At 47.0% G+C, this 17239-nt stretch carries 15 protein-coding genes and 6 tRNA genes; 10 read left to right on the forward strand and 11 right to left on the reverse strand.

The annotated features are described in order from the left end of the window. The first annotated feature begins 101 nt into the window (after positions 1–101). Positions 102–623, forward strand: a complete 522-nt coding sequence (locus LW808_000720) for a nucleoside deaminase (protein ID UPA28583.1) — start codon at positions 102–104, stop codon at positions 621–623. Here LW808_000720 and LW808_000725 read toward each other — a convergent pair. After that, positions 620–1738, reverse strand: a complete 1119-nt coding sequence (locus LW808_000725; GenBank protein ID UPA28584.1) for a hypothetical protein — start codon at positions 1736–1738, stop codon at positions 620–622. The genes LW808_000720 and LW808_000725 overlap by 4 nt on opposite strands. Positions 1739–1875: 137 nt before the next feature. On the opposite strand from LW808_000725, the gene LW808_000730 reads away from it, so the two are divergent. After that, positions 1876–1958 (forward strand) — tRNA-Leu (locus tag LW808_000730). 37 nt (positions 1959–1995) lie between these two features. On the opposite strand, the gene LW808_000735 is transcribed toward LW808_000730, so the two are convergent. Further along, positions 1996–2466, reverse strand: a complete 471-nt coding sequence (locus LW808_000735) for a hypothetical protein (protein UPA28585.1) — start codon at positions 2464–2466, stop codon at positions 1996–1998. A 162-nt stretch (positions 2467–2628) separates the two neighbouring features. Between LW808_000735 and LW808_000740 the strand changes: the two genes are divergently transcribed. From LW808_000740 to LW808_000750, 3 genes are all read left to right on the forward strand, one after another. Continuing rightward, positions 2629–2705: transfer RNA gene (locus tag LW808_000740), tRNA-Pro, on the forward strand. A 50-nt stretch (positions 2706–2755) separates the two neighbouring features. Next, entirely contained in the window at positions 2756–4525 is a 1770-nt protein-coding gene (locus tag LW808_000745) for a 1-deoxy-D-xylulose-5-phosphate synthase (protein UPA28586.1), read from the forward strand. Positions 4526–4573: 48 nt separating this feature from the next. Further along, positions 4574–4650: transfer RNA gene (locus LW808_000750), tRNA-Pro, on the forward strand. A gap of 181 nt (positions 4651–4831) precedes the next feature. On the opposite strand, the gene LW808_000755 is transcribed toward LW808_000750, so the two are convergent. The 5 genes from LW808_000755 to LW808_000775 form a co-directional block, all read right to left on the reverse strand. Beyond that, positions 4832–4915, reverse strand: a tRNA-Leu gene (locus LW808_000755). Between the two features lie 5 nt (positions 4916–4920). Then, positions 4921–4992, reverse strand: a tRNA-Met gene (locus tag LW808_000760). Positions 4993–5106: 114 nt separating this feature from the next. Further along, positions 5107–5742: a site-2 protease family protein gene (locus LW808_000765; protein UPA28587.1), complete on the reverse strand. Its 636-nt coding sequence runs from the start codon at positions 5740–5742 to the stop codon at positions 5107–5109. 68 nt (positions 5743–5810) lie between these two features. Next, positions 5811–8204, reverse strand: a complete 2394-nt coding sequence (locus tag LW808_000770) for an alpha-amylase family glycosyl hydrolase (protein UPA28588.1) — start codon at positions 8202–8204, stop codon at positions 5811–5813. 38 nt (positions 8205–8242) lie between these two features. After that, positions 8243–8656: a hypothetical protein gene (locus LW808_000775; protein UPA28589.1), complete on the reverse strand. Its 414-nt coding sequence runs from the start codon at positions 8654–8656 to the stop codon at positions 8243–8245. A gap of 100 nt (positions 8657–8756) precedes the next feature. Between LW808_000775 and lptC the strand changes: the two genes are divergently transcribed. From lptC to LW808_000795, 4 genes are read left to right on the forward strand one after another with little or no spacing between them, the layout of a single operon-like run. Next, a complete protein-coding gene (lptC, locus tag LW808_000780; GenBank protein UPA28590.1) occupies positions 8757–9155 on the forward strand; it encodes an LPS export ABC transporter periplasmic protein LptC in 399 nt (132 codons plus the stop codon). Then, positions 9118–9762, forward strand: coding sequence for a hypothetical protein (locus tag LW808_000785; GenBank protein UPA28591.1), 645 nt, complete (start codon positions 9118–9120; stop codon positions 9760–9762). Before lptC ends, LW808_000785 begins: the two co-directional genes overlap by 38 nt. Before the next feature lie 57 nt (positions 9763–9819). Beyond that, a complete protein-coding gene (lptB, locus tag LW808_000790) occupies positions 9820–10545 on the forward strand; it encodes an LPS export ABC transporter ATP-binding protein (protein UPA28592.1) in 726 nt (241 codons plus the stop codon). 44 nt (positions 10546–10589) lie between these two features. Continuing rightward, entirely contained in the window at positions 10590–11693 is a 1104-nt protein-coding gene (locus LW808_000795) for a hypothetical protein (protein UPA28593.1), read from the forward strand. On the opposite strand, the gene LW808_000800 is transcribed toward LW808_000795, so the two are convergent. Continuing rightward, positions 11690–12520: a rhomboid family intramembrane serine protease gene (locus LW808_000800; GenBank protein ID UPA28594.1), complete on the reverse strand. Its 831-nt coding sequence runs from the start codon at positions 12518–12520 to the stop codon at positions 11690–11692. The two genes, LW808_000795 and LW808_000800, sit on opposite strands and share 4 nt — an antisense overlap. Positions 12521–12565: 45 nt before the next feature. Then, on the reverse strand, positions 12566–12829 hold the full coding sequence (locus LW808_000805; protein UPA28595.1) for a hypothetical protein: 264 nt from the start codon (positions 12827–12829) through the stop codon (positions 12566–12568). 138 nt (positions 12830–12967) lie between these two features. Here LW808_000805 and LW808_000810 point away from each other — a divergent pair, with 138 nt between their 5' ends. Then, entirely contained in the window at positions 12968–15871 is a 2904-nt protein-coding gene (locus LW808_000810; protein ID UPA28596.1) for an insulinase family protein, read from the forward strand. A gap of 41 nt (positions 15872–15912) precedes the next feature. On the opposite strand, the gene alr is transcribed toward LW808_000810, so the two are convergent. Both alr and LW808_000820 read right to left on the reverse strand, forming a co-directional pair. Further along, positions 15913–17001, reverse strand: a complete 1089-nt coding sequence (gene alr, locus LW808_000815; protein ID UPA28597.1) for an alanine racemase — start codon at positions 16999–17001, stop codon at positions 15913–15915. Between the two features lie 129 nt (positions 17002–17130). Continuing rightward, positions 17131–17207 (reverse strand) — tRNA-His (locus tag LW808_000820). Between the last annotated feature and the right edge of the window lie 32 nt (positions 17208–17239).

The following is a 17239-nucleotide window of genomic DNA, read 5'->3' on the forward strand; positions in this document are numbered from 1 at the left end:
CCCATGTAACATTGACCATAGCGGCGTCTTATGCTAAGTGCTGCTTTCAATTGTAAAGCAAAAATTTTTACTTTTCGCCACACTGGCCATTACTAAACATCATGTACATGCAGTGTCCTTTTCCGAAAAAATTCCCCTCACAACTCCAAAAAGACGATGAATTTTTCATGTCGATGGCCTACAACGAAGCTATCCAGGCCTATGAAGCCGACGAAATTCCCGTCGGCGCAGTAATTGTCTATCAACAACAAATCATTGCATCTGCACACAACCGCGTCAAAACGCTCAATGATCCAACTGCACATGCCGAAATGCTCGCCATTACCCAAGCAGCGCAATTTATCGGCGATTGGCGGCTCAATGAAACGACGCTTTACGTCACCAAGGAGCCCTGCCCTATGTGCTCCGGTGCTACGATTATGGCTCGCGTCGGAACGGTTATTTTCGGTTTTTCCGATCCTAAAATGGGCGGTCTTGGCGGTGCATTTTCGCTACAAAATCTTCCACAAACCAATCACCGGCCCGTTATCAAGCAAGATGTTCTAAAGGAATCCTGCTACGAACTCGTTCGTCGATTTTTCGATACCCGACGTCACCGCATCGAAGAAATCAATGACCTTTAAAATCCAAGCGCTCTTTTTTCTTGTTCTGTGAGTAGTTTCTCCCCGTTTCCCGTATTTACTCTTCCATTGATAAAGCGAAGGCTTTTTGAAAACAAACGCTCGAATAGAAAATCAAAAGCTGATTGCAATGGCGCATTGTTCCGATCGGAGATAAAGAGGGTAATATTTGCGCGAAAATACATTAGTTCCTTTTGGATGCCTTGAATTGTTTTTTTCGGATCAATCAGTGACCATACCGCGTTGCGATAATACCCCACAAACATCGCGCGCGTCGCATACTGTTGAGCAAGCTCTTCGTTACCTCCTTCTCGGCGAAAAAATTGCGCCATATTCTCGAAAAAAAACGACCATACCGTCAGTGCCACAGACACCATCGTTAATGGCATCTCTTTCCAGAAAATCCGCTCTTCATCACCGGTCTCTAAAAATGCCACAGGACTTTCCTCGGTGATCGAGTCATCATCCGTAAGAGTTTTTATCTTCCCAAACAACGCCTCTCGAATCGGTTTAAAACGTGCCCGTATGCTATTGGCACTATTGGAACGCTCGAGATCCGTGAAACAATCTTCTATACGTATAGTGATGACCTCGTTTAGTGCTTGTCGTTCTTCGGGTATAAGGGCCAGTAATAAGAGTCCAAACTGCATTTGATAGAGGCTCGCGATCCGTGCCTGCATCCGATAGCGCTGGACGCGTTCAGAAAGCGCCCCACCGGCAAAGGGCCATTGACTGACTTCCTGAAAGTAGGCAGACAGTCTTCCTAATTCCATAACGCATTTCCAGGCGGAATATCCCTGCCAAATTTCCTTCCTCTCACGGTAACCGTTTCCCTCCGCAACCGCTCCGAAAGGGTTTAAAATTTGCTCGATCATCGCTCCAAGCGGTCGATTTCCCAAAAATAATCCCATCCGCGCCGCCATATCTTTTTGCCTCGCCAATACCGCTTGAGACTTAGGTCGATCGGGTATTGCCGTAGTACTCTGTGTTTTTCGCGCCGGCACCAAACGCTCTGGATCAAATGTGACATGTAGTAAACTATTCGTACTACTTCCCTCAATACACACATTCCCAATCAACAAAACACCGACTACTGTTTTCCAACATCCATCCCTCATCACTTATTCCCCAATTTAATCTCATGAACACAAGATTTTCTCAATTTATTCAAAAACTTATGTGTGCGCGCACAAGGAAATTCCGCTATTTCACTTGCAAAACGACAAAAACTCCTCGTAATGAGGAGCGTTCGCAAGCCCGGGTGGCGGAATGGTAGACGCTGAGGACTTAAAATCCTTTGTCTGAAAAGACGTGCGGGTTCGAGTCCCGCCCCGGGCACCCCGCGATGCGTTGGGAATTATCAGGATGTGTCTCGTTATTTTTTCGGTTCGGGGATATTAAATGCGTGCTGAAGAGCCGCTTGGATATTTTTCCCGAAACCATCGAAAACTTTCTTCGTACCTTCGTCATCGTTGGGATCATCCGCATCGGGGTTAATGATCAAAGATAGGGCAATCAAACCAAGGGCAAATTCCAAATCATTGTCGCTTTTAAGCAACTGTTCAATTTTGCCTTCAACATCGCAATTACTCACAACTTGCTCGACATTGGCTTTTAGATTCGTTTTAAAGTCCGGATCTGCGAGTTCCATGATTCTTAGCGCGCCATAAACAACGCTAGCCAGCACAGCATCTGAAGCAAGAGGCGCGGTAAGACCGGACTCCTTCTTTTCCAATCTCCCCGGTAAAAGATCATCTCCCCACAATCCATTTACGGAAACTCCAAAGAAACAGCCAAGTAGCAAGAATTTCTTCCAGATCGTCATCATTTTTGTCGTTCTCATCATCGTACGACAGATTAAAAATAATTTTACATTCGTCAACCGTTTTTAAATTGAAATTTTTCATTTCAACACCGCAAATTTACATCGAAAAATCACGGAACAAACGCAACTTTTCATGAGGAAAAAGCTGGCTTTTTATTTTGACTTTGTAGGTTAGGTCGGCGGCGGGGTGTAGCTTAGCCTGGTAGAGCGCTACGTTCGGGACGTAGAGGTCGCTGGTTCGAATCCAGTCACCCCGACCACAATTTTAGCTTACTTGACTTTGAGGGCTGTTGCTCTAGGCTCCATTTCGATGGTTTTGGAGCGTATTGAGGGCCCTGCGGACGTTAAAAAAGTTTCTGTGCAGGAATTGAAACGACTCTGCGATGACGTTCGGCAGGCAATTTTAAAAAAGCTCAGCGAACACGGCGGACATGTTGGCCCTAATCTTGGGATGGTGGAGGCGACGGTTGCGCTGCATTATGTTTTCAACTCGCCCAAAGATGCGATTATTTTCGATGTCTCTCATCAATGCTATGCACACAAGGTGCTTACGGGACGCAAAGACGGCTTTTTAGACCCGGAGCGATTTGACCGCATTTCAGGCTATACCAATCCTCATGAAAGCGAACATGACCGATTTACCATCGGGCACACCTCGACGGCTGTTAGTTTGGCGTGTGGTTTGATGAAGGCGCGCGACCTCAAGAGCGAAAAACGCAACGTTATAGCAATTTTAGGCGATGGATCGCTCAGTGGTGGCGAGGCCTTTGAAGGTCTCAACAACGTTGCGGAACTTGGCACCAATGGCATTGTTATTTTCAATGATAACCAGATGTCTATCGCTGAAAATCATGGCGGTGTCTATCAAAATCTCAAAGCACTTCGCGACAGTAATGGGCAATGTCCTTGCAATTTTTTCAAGTCTATGGGCTTTGATTACCGGTATGTTGCCAATGGGAATGATGTCCATGCACTCGTAGCGGCATTTTCCGAAGTCAAAGACATCGACCACCCTGTTGTGGTTCACATTAATACCGTTAAAGGCAAAGGCCTGTCGATTGCGGAACAAGACAAGGAAACGTGGCATTGCTGTGGCATGCCATTTGATCTAAAAACCGGGGCAAGTGCGGCTCGCTCCATGGAAAATTATGCTGACCTCACCGCGGAATACCTCTTAAGAGAAATGCAACACAATCCCAAACTCGTTGCAATTACCTCCGGTACACCGACAGTTTTTGGGTTTACTCCCCAGAGGCGTCAACAGGCAGGAAAACAATTCGTCGATGTTGGTATTGCGGAAGAACATGCCGTCGCCATGGCTTCGGGGATTGCTGCAGGAGGCGGCCGACCGGTTTGGGGCGTGTTCAGTACTTTTGTTCAGCGGACGTACGATCAACTCTCACAGGATCTTTGCATTAACAACAACCCGGCAGTCATCTTAGTCTTCATGGGAACGCTCAATGGTTTTCGCGATATCACGCACCTCGGATTCTTTGATATCCCGGTTATTTCCAATATTCCCAACATGGTCTATCTGGCTCCAACGTGTCGGGAAGAATATTTTTCGATGCTCGAATGGAGTATTCGCCAAACCGCCCATCCTATCGCGATCCGGGTGCCTGCTAATGGCGTGATTTCGGACAAAAATCGGAAGGTCGCTGATAACTACGACCATCTCAGCCAATATACGATCACTCACTCGGGCTCCGAAGTTGCAATTTTGGCTCTCGGATCTTTTTACCAACTCGGCGAAACCGTCACTGCCCTACTTCACGAAAAAATAGGCATGGGTGCCACGCTGATTAATCCGCGCTTTATTACGGGTCTCGACACAAGGCTTCTAGAAGGGCTCAAGCAACGACATCGCCTTGTCGTTACACTTGAAGATGGCGTTCTCGATGGTGGATTCGGCGAAAAGGTCGCCCGTTATTATGGCACAAGCAACATGAAAGTGCTGAATTGTGGCGCACCTAAAGCCTTTGTCGATCGATACGATCCCGAGACATTTTTTGAGCAATGCCGCCTTACGCCACCACAGATTGTTGAGGATATTCAAAAAATCCTCACAGTAATAGCATAAACAAAAATCTTGCCTTTTGGCGCCTGAATTTAGATTGGGAAGAACGTTCGGGGCGTAGCTTAGCCTGGTAGAGCGCTACCTTAGGGAGGTAGAGGCCGCTGGTTCGAATCCAGTCGCTCCGACCATGGGATTTTGTGATTATTGCTGCTTCTTCCAGTTACAGAGTCGTGTCTCTAGTGGCTATTTCATATCATCTAAACCTGCATAACTACACCGGTGAATTACCACGAACAAGATCTCCAAAAACAGAATCTTGAGAAGCGCAATCAAAAGTCTCGCAACCAAAACTACAATGCTACAAGCTCTTGGTGCTCAAGAGGGGACTCGAACCCCTACACCTTGCGGCACATGCACCTCAAACATGCGTGTCTACCGTTCCACCACCTGAGCACGTGTGCCAGAGGGCGGATTTGAACCGCCGACCAAAGGCTTATGAGTCCTCTGCTCTACCGCTGAGCTACCCTGGCAAACTGCTACAAGTCCAGCAACCCCGCCCCTTTTGTCAAGTCCGTTTGGTACATCTACGATCGAGTTTTACGCACTTGCTAAAACAATCGCGGGACGCCGACAATCTCCACAAATTAAAAACAATAACGCAATACAACGGCATCAAGCCACAAAAATACACTGCGGTGAATAATCGCAAAACCGGTACTGAACCACGGAATGTTGATGAGTATTAGCAACAATAGCGATCCAACTGAAGCGTAACTCAAAAATGCCATTTCCGATATACGAAAAATGATTTTAAGCACGTGCGCTCCATCGAGTGGTGGAATTGGAATCAGATTAAAAAGTCCGAGGGAAATATTACAACTCGCCCCAATCAACAGCAAGCTCCCCCATGATGCGCTATGTCGGCAGGCCCATTCGCTGGCAATAACCAATAGAAAAGCGAAAAAAAAGTTCATCAAGGGACCGGCAAGGCTACAGCACAAATCCCCTAGTTTGCGATGTTTAAAGTTTTCCGGACAAATCTCTACGGGGCGGGCCCAACCCAATACTTGAAAGGAACTAAATGCGCAAAGTAATGGAATGACGACCGACCCGAAAAATGAAATATGCGCCAAGGGATTTAGGGTAAAACGGCCCTGGTTTTTTGGCGTCGGATCACCAAACGCTACAGCGACACAGGCATGCGCCCACTCGTGAAACGTCAACGAAATCAACACCCAAAGGCAACTAATAACGATCAACTGGAAGTGTGATGTCGCCATCTACAACAAAAATTACACCGGAGCTTTCAGAACTCCGACACTCTGGCAAGCGGATTCCAACGGTATCGCTATAAGTTCTTACCTGCCTGAGTTTCAACCCACACACCACAGCTCATTGGAGGAATTTCGAGAATCATTGACGACAATGGATAATGTGCACAGCCAGTACCAAAAGTGAACGTATCGGCAATCTGTTGAAAAGCTTCCCAAGACGTATTTTGTAAATCAAACTCGGCAATTGTTTCATGCGGATTGAGCGCCAACAAAACACCGGAAACGTTCTCAAGTTTCAATAAAATGGCTGCCGCAGAATCGTTTCTTGCCGATGGAAAAATTTTTGCGTAGTCCTCGGGAAGAGACTGCCTTTTTTGAAACAGTCTCGAAGTTTGGCGCAAATGAATGAGGTTTTTAATGTACTGAAACGTCAACGGGTATTCGTTTTGGCGCATGTAGGAAAGCGCATTGTGGTCACCCCGCTGATAGGTGTTTTCAACGCCACGCTTGGAATGTAGTAGCTCGATACCTTCTGCAAACATCGGAACACCTTGAGAAAGTAACAAAATCGCGAGCGCCATATGCGTTCGACGAAGATCATTCATCGTCGGATAGCTCCCATCGTGATTGGCATTTTCAGTGATCGCGTCCAACCAACAGTAATCATCATGCGATGCGAGATAGTTGATGCTCTGCGCCGGGAAACTAGACCGAAAATCGACCGATCCGCGGAGGAAATAACGCAAGCCCTCGCGATTGCCATGTCCATGAACATACTGCGGGATGAAATTCCGGAATTCGTCGTTCCAGGCCTGTAATCGCGTCGCTTTAACCTCGTGCCCCACATAACACCGGAAGCTCCAAGGCTCCGCAATCATTACTAAATTGGGTTTTAATTGTTGCAGCTTTTCTCGGGCTTCTTCGAGAAAAGGTAACCCTATAAGTTCTGCGAGATCAAAACGAAAACCATCGACATCATACATCTCGATCCAATGTTGAAGGCTATCGAGAATTAATCGGCGTACCATCGGGTTCTCCGTTTTCAAATCATTTCCGCAGCCACTGAAATTCTCTAACGTCCCATCGCCGCTTTTTTGTCGAAAGTAATAGCGGTCATCGATCGCATACAAATGATTGGGATTGCCAACATGATTGTAAACGACGTCTAGAATAACGGATAACCCGTGTCGATGGCAAGTTTCGACCAGTTTTTTGAACTCTTCGATCTGAGATGCACGTTCGGGGCAAGAAGCATACGCGCTCGCCGGAGAAAAGTAATTGACGGGCATATACCCCCAATGGTACCCTTCGGGCTTCTCATTATCGAACTCCTGGATCGGTTGCAGTTCAAGCGCATTGATCCCAAGTGACTCGAAATAGCCGTTTTCAATGAGTTGGCAAAGACCCGAGAAATGAAGTCGATCTTCTGGCGTAATGGAGGTAACTTTGGCTGTCATATCACGCACGTGGCATTCGTAAATCACAAGCTCCTCGGGTGCTGATCGATGAGGATAAATACCATCAACTTTCTGGGAATTGACGATTATTCCTGGGCCTTCACGCTGGACAAGTGCCTGTGCATAGGGATCGACCACGTCGGTCGTTACTGCTGCTGAACCCTGTATGCGCGTTACGCGGTACATGTAGTATTGCTCCGATAGATCTTTTTCAATCACAGCTGACCAGGTACCTTCTTCAGAATTACACTCCATAGGGAAAGTATTCCATTCGGCGCCCAGCGAAACTTTCCACAAGACTTCAACTATACGCGCTTGTGGCGCAAATAATCCGAAAAATGTTTTTTGATCCTCGACGTGCGCCCCCAAAAATGCCGTTGAGGATAGCGACGCCAAGTAATGGTCATAATTAATCTGAAATTTTTCGTTTTCTACGAAAAGTGTCGCTGCATCCGCACACGAGTACTTTTGATTTTCCAACTCAAAAACGGAAAGAGCTTTGGGATGGAGTGTTGGATCGTAATAAAAATTCTCCGCATTTTGCTCGGAAATAATTTTGTTCTTAAAAAATTCCCCTACCGGCAACCAGCGCCAACACTCCGTAACCAACTTGAATTGAAAATTGTCTTTAACCTCTTCGGACGCGATTGTCGTTACATAAAAAAGCCTCTCATCGATCGTCTGCGGATGCAGTTCCCAACGCGCGTCTAGACCTTGTGAAAGCCAACCATTAATTTCTGCCGCCAGGTAAATCTTTTCGCCACCAACACAATTTTTTGCTAAATACGCCTCACTTACCCCTGAAACAATGCGACCGTCTTGCGTTCCATAAGCATATTCTCGCAGCCACACACTGAGTGGAGCCTGTTTCCATTGAACGGCAACGGGGGCACCATTAATCGTAAATTCCCTAAAAAATTCCTGGAAATGGCTTATCGAAAAACCATCACGCCACTTGACAACTCCTCTTTTCGCATCCAACCACTCAACCCATTCAACGGCCTCTCCCACAGGTTATAGGATAATCGATCGACTAATTTTTACAATCTCTATGGAGTGGTGTTCATTTGAATCGGATTATCGTCACTGACGACGTTTTCGGGAAGTCGTAGCTCCTCTGACCAGCGCTTCACCTCCTCAGAACTCCCCTTCAAATAAAGGTAAACCGACGTTGCAGTGCGCTCACGCTCGTACTCGAATTGTTCCAAAATCCGCTGCGTTTTCTGGGGCAAAACTTCAATAGGCGCATCTTGATATTTACGTAAAAGGCTTTGAAAAAAATCTTGATACGCCTCGCGTTTCTTGTGAATCTCTCGATACTCACAAATTCCGTCCTCAAACGCAGCAACCGCAACGCATTGATTGGGCTTTTGTGATAACTGCGGATGGAAGCCAAAAAAAATCAAAGGTTTACAGTAAAGATCATTCCATTCTTCGTTTGTAATTGTTTTGATGTGTAACATGAGTGGACCCTTTAGGGCAGTTCGGTAGCATTGCCATTTTTTTTTGTCAATCCTTATTTTCAGCTTGAAAAACATTTTTTACTTTTTCTAATGCGGCGCCGTGTTGAGACATTTTTTTCATTTACTTGGCGGAGTTTTTTTACTTGGAAGCGCGCACGGCGATAGCCTTCACCAGTTTGCGATCCCGTTTTTCAACTCACAAGGCGTCAAGGTTTACAATATTTCAGGGAAGCAGGCAGATGTGTTCCCAGGAGGACGTTTTTGCGTTCAGGATGTCCTGATCACGACGACATCGGAAGAGGCTCCAGACCTTTCGATTATGAGCGATCAGGCGAAAATCGACTTACCCAATAACGAAGCCTCGGGCGACGGTTTTATTGTCGTTGCTCACAAACAATTTTCGGCTACAGGCGAGCAATGGGAATTAAACGGCGCACAAAAACAACTCACGCTTAACAAAAATGTCCAGGTATTTTTCGAGGCAAATCCAAGCCGCTAGTGAGCGTTTGCGCCTTTTTCTTTTTCTCTTTTTGCTTTCATCGTCACTGTTTGCCGGAATTTCCATAACCAGCGACCGGCTGAATGTTTCTTTTGAAGATAACGCTTCTGAGTTAACGTTTTCCGAGCATGTTCACGTCACTGCTCCGCTTTTTACCGCCGACTGCACCCAAGCCCGCGTCGCCGTTGCTGGCAAGTTGACCGACTTTCAGTCCGACCTCGGTAGCATCCGTCATGTCTGGATCACGGGTCCTCTCTCGCTAACCCAGGAAGATCGCCAATGCACAGCAGATGCGGCAGAAATTATTCCCGGTGAATCGATCATTCTTTTAAAAGGGAATGCGGTTATTCGAAGTTCTATGGGGACGGTCTCGGCACCCATGATTAAAGTTAATTACCTCACTAAGAACGTAGAAGTAATTAGTGACCGCGGAGGTTCACAACCCGTTCAGATCTCGATTGAACAAACCGAATTAATAGCCACGCCAGCCCCAGAAATTTCGGCACATCAACCACTAAAACCCCCGGATTATCCTCATACTTCTCGATTAAAAAATCTTCTCCAGACGCCACAATTTATTGTTCGCGAGGCACCTCCGGTCATTTGAGGAATCTAACGGCGGTTTGTTCTTTTCAAAAGTAGTGTCCCTCGCTTTATTAAAAACATGCCCTGCGTTCTCTCAGCACATGACCTCTGTAAAACTTACGGGAAACGCTCGGTTGTCCAAAAGGTAAGTCTAGAGGTCGCCGCGGGCGAAATTGTCGGTATCCTTGGCCCTAATGGTGCCGGAAAGACGACAACTTTTTATATGATTGTCGGGCTCGTCGCTCCAGATTCCGGCCAGATTGTTTTCGAAGAACAGGACATATCGCGTTTACCGATGCATCGTCGCGCACAGCTCGGCATTGGATATCTTCCTCAAGAGAGCTCGATTTTTCGCCAGCTATCGGTATACGACAACTTGCGTATTGTTGCCGAAAATCTTCCGATTCCCGCGGGTTCGCTGGATGCGACTATTCGTCATGCGCTTGAAGAACTAGGGATCACGCATCTCGCATCTCAAAAGGCGTACACTTTAAGTGGCGGAGAACGCCGGCGGCTCGAAATCAGCCGTGCCTTAATGATGAATCCCAAAATCTTACTGCTCGACGAACCTTTCGGCGGCGTCGATCCCATTAGCGTTGCGGAAATCCAGGCAATTATTACGCAGCTGAAGCAGAAATCGATTGGCATCCTGATCACGGATCACAACGTGCGCGAAACGCTTTCAATCGTCGATCGCGCCTATCTGATTCACGAGGGGAAGGTACTTTGTGAAGGCGACCGCGGTGTCCTGCTTAACGATCCCCGAAGCCGCAAACTCTACCTCGGTGAACGCTTTTCGTTATAATAAATAGGGGTTGCCAGAAGAGCTAAAAATAATTCCAACATCGCATGACGTTACCCGAGGTTTCACTTAAAGAAGTACGCTATCTTTTGGTTGACGATGGAATCTTTTGGGATCCTCAGCGCATACTTTCAGGGAACGATCTCAAAAATCCCGGAGGAGATGCGATCTATCTTCACAACCAAAACCAGGATCCGTCGCCAGAATCCGCGATCCCGTTCAGTACCTACGACGGCATGGCGTTGAAAAACATTTTTCACGAAGCTCTGGGGATGGAGGTTTATGTGCTCTCGTCCGAGAATCGTTTTTCGGAAATTATCGAGTCGCGCATGAAGGTCCTCAATATCGCCGGTTATTTTCCAAATCTCGGCAATCGAATGCGTTTTCTGGAACAATTTCGTCAAAAAAACGACTGCAATTTTCAGAACCTACTCTACTTCGGCAACGACGAAGCAATTTTAGAAACCGCTAGGAATGATGAGGGCCCTATCGTCGTTACGGAACGACCTGTTATGACACCCTCAACCCAATACTTTTCGCTTAAAAGACCGCACATGCTCCGCCAGTTCGCGAACCGGTATACTATGGAGTTACCGCAAATCGTTCAACTTCTTGAGGTTCTGCGTCAAGAGACAACTACACCCACCATATCACTGCATAAAAACTCCAAGTCGACGCTTATTTTGGACATCGATGGAACGTGTACGGATGCTGCCATGATCTTTGCTACCGATGGTTCTCGCTGGAAACGTTTTTCTAAACGCGACATTGCAGCGATCAAGCATTGGAACCAGGCTGGCAATCACGTCTTTTTTGTCACCGGTGAAAATGGGCTTATTCCTTATCGCTTAGCAGCATTAACCGAAACTCCGGAGTCACATGTATTTACTGATGCCGGTAATCGCAAACGATCTATTGTCACTTCGCTGTGCCAGGAATATGGCGTCAACCTCGGCGACATTGCTTACGTCGGCGACGATATCAATGATTTTGGCGTCATGGAATTTCTAGTACAACACCACGGCTGGATCGCGTGCCCTTCGACGGCAATGCCGATTATCCAAACCGTTCCTAGTGTGCATATCCTACAATCTACCGGCGGCAACGGTGCCATCGCAGAAGCGGTTTCCCTATTTCTTAAGAATACTTAGCGATGCATCAGCTGTTTTGCCGATTCCAAGGTATCGCGCTCTCCCGGTGTTAGTGACTGAAACCCTGTCGCATTGATTTTATCGAGAATACGGTCAATTTCTTGGCGCTGTGACGCGTTTTTGGCGATGTATAGTCTGTAACTATCGCCTTGCACGGTCGACTTCCGGATAAACCATTCCTTCCATTGTTTTTGAATCATTTTTCCGAAATCAAACCCCCGTTGGCTCAAAACATAGACCAGGTATCCCCCTAAAAAGCCACCAAGGTGTGCGGAATTCGCGATCATTCCATACCCCGCGAGCTCCTGTGTCAAGAAGCCCAAAACTTCTAATCCAACGGTGATTGCTAAAAGCGTACGCGGTCGCAGTCGTATCGGCAGAACGAAAAAAAATAAAAACGTCAAAGGCTGGTCTCTTAGAGCCAGACAGAAATACGTAAAAATCCCCAAGCATCCCGCCGAAGCACCGATCAAAAACCGCCCCGGATGTGTACAACTTACCAAAAGCCACACGAGAGCACCGGTTAAACTCGCAAAGAAAAATAAACTATACAGGATTCGGGAGCCATACTGTTGTTCGACGACGCGTCCGATAAAAAATAAAATCAGACCATTCCCAAAGAGATGCCAAAAATCGGCATGCATCAGCGAATACGTCAATATCTGCCAAATCCGACCGCTCCGAAGCCCATCAATTGAAAGAGCAAAAATGTCGTGGAAGTGGCGCCCAAATACCGAGCTGAGCAAAAACGTCGCCGCCATCGTCGTCAGAAGCACACACGAAGCACTCCATGATCGCTGCCACCCGACTCGATAGACCCTCGGCACGTTTATTTTCTACGGTTTCACGTTCTTTTGTCAAAGGATATCGCGCTACTCAAATCGGAAGAGAAGTTCGTCCTCGTGAACCGATTGCAGCTGTTCGCGCGCAACGTGTTCGCGGAATTCTAAATCTTCGCGCAGCGCCCGTACGTGTTCCTCTTGAATCGCGACAGCTTCTTGTTCTTCCTGATATTGTTGCTCGCGTGCCGCCTCCAAATCCGCCACTTGGCGATAGTAAACGTAGACCTCATAGACAGATCTCACGCCGATAACGCCAATCACAACCCAAAGTACCCAACCACACCATCGAACCATGTGGTACCACAATTCCTTTGAAAAAAATTTTTTCATTTTCTCCGTAAAAAGACAAACATGAACAACGGATGTATGTAATCAATTCTGGAAAGTAAAAGGTTGATGTTTGCTAAAAAACTGTTCTTAATTCGCCATATTATGTGGAAGAATTCTCCTAGGATTCGAGTCGTACTCCAACAATTTCTCTTATTGGGATCCTGTATCGTAGCGTTTGTCGGATGCCAATCGACAAGGCATTCTCAAACGGCATTTTCTCTCGCTGCAAAAATCCCTTCCGACCCTGAAATTCACTATGGCCGCCTTTCGAATGGATTTCGTTACGCTGTTATGCGGCATCCTTACCCCAAGGATCGGATCGCGACCATGCTTCACGTTGATGCGGGATCGGCCATGGAAGACGAAGATGAGCGGGGGTTTGCGCACTTTTTGGAACACGCGGTATTTCGACGCTCAAAACACTTTCCCAATGGCGACCTCAACAAACAAATGGAACAGCTTGGTGTCGCGTACGGTCCCGAATTGAATGCAGGCACAGGGCCTTTTTGCACCCAATACCATGTCGATTTGGTCATTAATAATACGGCCAGTCTGGACGCGGCCATGGAGTGGTATCGTGACATTTGTGATGGCCTGCAATTTACCGATGACGACCTCAATCAGGAGCGTGGTGCAGTGCTTTCGGAAAAACGCGATAAAAAAAACGTTGATGAGCGACATACAAAATTTTTGTTCAACCGAATACTCCCCGATTTGCGGCTGACACAACGCATCCCTAATATTGGTAAGCGCCGGACTATTGAGCAATGTACTGCCGAAAAGTTGATGCGTTTTCATGATCACTGGTACACACCCGGACGCTTGTTCTTTGTTGCCGTCGGTGATCTTGATGTCGACACCATGGAGCAACGTATTCGGGATACGTTTGAAAGTCTACCAGCAACACCGTCTGCACCAGATCCTGACTGGGGAACGGTTCATCCAAAACCACCGCAGTTTATACACTACTCAAACCGTGATATTCAACAAACAAGTCTGTCACTTTCCATATTTTCTCCAACACGTTGCTTAATCTACGACAAGAAAACGAGTCAGTATTGCCAGACTATGAATTGGGCTTTGGGAGTCCTCGCAGAGCGGCTCAGCAATAAACGTCATGACAGCGGACTTTTCCTAGGAGGAAGCTCGCAATATGCCGGAAATTTTTTTAAATCGAAATTCGATTGTGTCGAAATCGATATTGAATGTCAGTTGGAGCATTGGGAGGAGTGTCTGACGATTTTAGAGCAGGAATTCCGTCGACTCAAGCAGCATGGGGTCACGGAACAAGAGCTTGCGCGCCAGAAACGGCAAAGTATCCTGGCTGCACAACAAAACCTTAACGCCGCAAAAACACGTTTTTCGGCTGCACTTGCAGAGCAGATCGCCGATGCCCATAGCATTCGTTGGCCCGTTCCTTCACTTCAGACGAAACTCGAACTTGTTCAACAACAGGCACAAATTATAACACCCGAAGACTGCAAAAAGGTCATTCAAGAACTTGAATCCAACCTCGTCATCGAATTAATGACTAATAAACAAGGTCCTTCTCTCGAAAACGAGTTAAAGGCAGTTTGGGAAAAATCTCAACAAGTCCCTGTTGAAGCACACGACGAACTAGCGCCGCCGCCTTTTGCATATCACAAAAATGAAAAAGATCCGCTTCCGCCTTTACACACCGAAACCCATCTAGAAGACCTCGATGTCATGCAGCTAACGCTCGATAATGGTGTTCGCGTGAATCTGAAAAATGTCGGGTTAAAAGACGATGAAGTCCTCGTCAACGTCAACATCGGTCAAGCCTACGGAACCAGCGCCTATCAACCTCAATTAGATCTGTCGACCTCGATTTACCTGGATGCGAGTCTTATTTGTGGCGGGCTAAAAAAGCATTCTTGGAGAGAACTTTATAAAATTATTGAGGAGCAGTGCGTCAGTATTGGATTTTCCGCAAGCCTAACCAATCTCTCTTTTTCCGGGAGTAGCGATACAGCACACGTTCCTTTTCTTCTAGAGCTCATCACGGCCTATCTTCAAGAACCGGCGCTCGAGGAACGCGCTTGGAGCGATACCCAGGAACAAATGAAGATTGCATTCGATAACCAAACCGGGAAACCAGGCGCCATCTTGCGGAACGCCTATACGCAATGGATCGCGAGCAATCAGGATCTTTTTGGCCTCCCCGATCGTGAAGTATTTTTCTCGAAAAAGCGCGAAGATGCACTGGCAACCGCTGTCGAAATTTTCAAACATGCTCCCATCGAAGTAACCGTTGTTGGCGATATTGATACCGTTTCTATTAAAGAACAAATTCAACGTACGTTAGGGACGCTTCTCAAACGCGACATGCCGCAAGAGGCTGAGAAAATTCACCTCACACTTCCGCAACAAAAGGATACCCAAATTTTTGAATTCGATAACGATGAATCGCGCTCAATTTTGGCCATTAATTTTCCAACGATTGATAAACGTGATTTTGCCGAAAACCGTCGGCTAGCGATTGTTGCCGACCTTCTCAACAACCGCATCATGGATCAAGTGCGAGAGAAAGACGGGCAAATTTACGGGGTACGGGTCCAAAATCGCCCTACGAATTTCGAAAACTATGGACGAATGGAAATCCTGATGTCGATTCACCCCGAGGCAGCGGAAAAACTTCAATCCCAGGTCCTTAAAATTATTGAAACATTTAAAGCTTCACCCGTCACAGCGGAAGAGCTCGCACGCGTTACACGCCCGATTCAGACGGGAATTCCCCGGATGTTAAATTCTAATGGATTTTGGCTTAATACGCTCTCTGACTGTCAAAAATTCCCAAGAGACATCGAAGCACTGCGCACAATTGAGACCTATCTCGCCGATATCACACCGGAAGTCGTCCAAAAAACGGCTCAGAAGTACCTCAATGACCCTGTTTGTGCCGTTATTCGAAGAAAAGCGCCAACTCCCGAAGAAGCAAGTAAACCAACCAGTTCAACTCCGGAATCCAATCCAAAGTCTGAATAGTTTCACGTGACCATGCACTAGCCCCAAAGCATGGTCGACATCTACACGTAACACCGCGTAACGCGGTCGGAAATCTGGCAAAGACAAAGGCGTGTCGGCAGGTCGGCATCTGCTGCGAATTCGTCCAGTGTCGGGCCGCCTTTTCCGAAGAAAATCGCCTGATCACCGATTTGAATCTTTACGCCATCCGTTACATCGACCATCGCTTGATCCATCGATATGCGTCCAACAATGGGACAACGCCACCCGTTGATATCGACATGTCCGCGGTTCGACAACTGGACAGCCACGCCATCGACGTACCCAAGCGAAATGAGGGCAATTTTTGTATCTCGTTTAAGTTGATAGGTCTGGTCATAGCCGATACGGCATCCTTTAGGAACCCATTTAATACCCGTAACGAAGCCGTAGAACGTCGCCACAGTTTCCAAATGAAGCAACTTGACGAGCTCTCCCTCCGGAATGGCATACTGAAGCGCTCCAATGCGTACAGCATTTGTCCCCTTGGTAAATGAAGCCCCAATTCCAAAACTACTCGAAGCGTGTAAAAGTAATTCCGATGAATTCTCATCCGGTATCGCTGCAAGGAATCGTTGGTGTTGTACCGCTGTAAAATCGGGATCGGTAGCCGTCGAAGAATAGTGTGTCGCATATCCTGCGATCCGCAAATGAGGACAATGCGTTCGAATGTAGTAAGCAAAATCGTCGACCTTGCCGTACCAAACGCCCGATCGTCCCATTCCAGTATCAATTTTTATATGGATTGCCAGAGATCGCTCTCTTTCTTCAGCCAGTAGTTCTAGCCGATCGACCTCCTCTCGGAACGAAACCAATGGAATAAGGTTCGCTTCAAAAAGCAATGGCATCTCATCGGGTAACACAGGGCTCAAAATGTAAATTGGAAGACGTATATTCGCGACACGAAGCTTAAGTGCCTCGTCAACATTCGCCATCGCAAACCCGTCAACCAATGACCCACGTTCTAAAAACTGTGCAATCTTTACGGCTCCCAGACCATAGGCATTCGCCTTTAAAACAGAGATATATTGGCAGTTTTGGGGCAAATATTGCCGAATTTTTCGAACATTTTCCCCAAGAGCTCGCAAATCAACACGAAGCACTCCGCGCATACGGACGTTGTCACAAGTCTGTACAAATGCGAAGTCAAGAAAAATCAGAAGCGAAGAGAGCACGCCCCGACCGGCTCACGTTTTCACGGACCTCTCTGGCTATAACTAAAGTCCACTCTTTTCTCAAGCTGGGGTGGTAAACCGGATTCGAACCGGTGACCCTCGGAACCACAATCCGATGCTCTAACCAGCTGAGCTACTACCACCAACTGTGTAGGGAGCGTTATAATCGTAGATA

The organism is Verrucomicrobiota bacterium (genome assembly GCA_021294815.2).
Taxonomy (GTDB): domain Bacteria; phylum Verrucomicrobiota; class Verrucomicrobiia; order Opitutales; family LL51; genus LL51.